This window comes from Ruixingdingia sedimenti (genome assembly GCF_031432425.1).
Classification (GTDB): Bacteria; Pseudomonadota; Alphaproteobacteria; order Rhodobacterales; family Rhodobacteraceae; genus Ruixingdingia; species Ruixingdingia sedimenti.
Genome location: NZ_JAVKPH010000117.1, coordinates 1 through 1,119 on the forward strand (window position 1 = coordinate 1; position 1,119 = coordinate 1,119).

Below are 1,119 nucleotides of genomic sequence, written 5' to 3' on the forward strand. Positions count from 1 at the left end.
TCTACGCCGCTCTGGAAACTGACGCCATGGCCGCGTAACTAACCGAAATCAGCCTCCGGCAAACCCGGCGCGGTTCACGTTGATGATCGGCGGGTGCTGAGCGGGATAATCTTTATCAATCGCAATGGTTTGCGTTGGCGTGATGCACCCAGGGAATATGGCCCGCCGAAGACCCTCTACAACCGCTGGAAACGGTGGAGCGACAAGGGCATCTTTGCGCGGATGATGGATGGACTGGCCTCCGAGGCCACCGCTCCGAAGACGGTGATGATCGACGCGACCTACCTGAAGGCGCACCGCACGGCGACAAGCCTGCGGTCGAAAAAGGGGGACCCGGCGACCAAAGGGGCCGTCTGATCGGCCGAACCAAGGGCGGCATGAACACCAAGCTGCACGCCGTCGCCGATGCCGATGGTCGCCCGATCCGCTTCTTTATGACCGCAGGTCAGGTCAGCGATTATACTGGAGCGGCCGCGCTTCTGAGCAGCCTACCTTCGGCCGATTGGCTCCTGGCCGACCGGGGCTATGATGCCGACTGGTTCAGAGAAGCGTTGAAAGACAAAGGGATAAAGCCCTGCATCCCGGGCCGGAAGTCTCGCGGCAAGCCCATCAAGCACGACAAGCGCCGATACAAACGCCGTAACAGGATCGAGATCATGTTCGGGCGGTTGAAAGACTGGCGCAGGGTCGCCACCCGATACGACAGGTCCCCGAAGGTCTTCCTCTCCGTCGTCGCCCTCGCCGCAACCGTCATCTTCTGGCTATGACACAAGAACGAGTCCTGACCCTAGTGCCGAGTTTCCTGCGGCTTTGTTCTGGCGGCTGGCCGTGCAGAAATGCTATTCAACTTAAGAGGCTGGTAGTTGATCGCCTTCAGGTCAACTTCTAGCTCTGACGTGAATGGCCTCTTGTAGGTCTCGGCGTCGAAGCCTCTGAAGTTGGCGCCGGCCTTGTCTAAAGCTTTGAAGACCCGCACAACTGCCGAGACGAACACCGGCATCATGTCGACATACACTTGATTGTCAGGATATCGCTCTGCTTCGGCTCTGTTGCACAAATCGGCTGAGGGCCGGAGTTCCCCTTTCCCCGGACAGACTTATCCTGTGACTTCCGTGATGG

Annotated in this window: 1 protein-coding gene and 1 pseudogene; one reads left to right on the top strand and one right to left on the bottom strand. The window is 59.1% G+C overall.

The genetic code is table 11. The annotated features are described in order from the left end of the window. Positions 1–42 precede the first annotated feature (42 nt). Positions 43–767: pseudogene (locus tag RGD00_RS23360) on the top strand (IS5 family transposase); the annotation flags it as partial. 20 nt (positions 768–787) lie between these two features. Here RGD00_RS23360 and RGD00_RS23365 read toward each other — a convergent pair. Next, a complete protein-coding gene (locus tag RGD00_RS23365; protein WP_310459624.1) occupies positions 788–1,000 on the bottom strand; it encodes a hypothetical protein in 213 nt (70 codons plus the stop codon). Positions 1,001–1,119 lie beyond the last annotated feature (119 nt).

What these genes read in the sequence shown, in the direction of transcription:
- RGD00_RS23365 (WP_310459624.1), bottom strand. Translation starts at nt 1,000, where the DNA reads ATGCCGGTGTTCGTCTCGGCAGTTGTGCGGGTCTTCAAAGCTTTAGAC.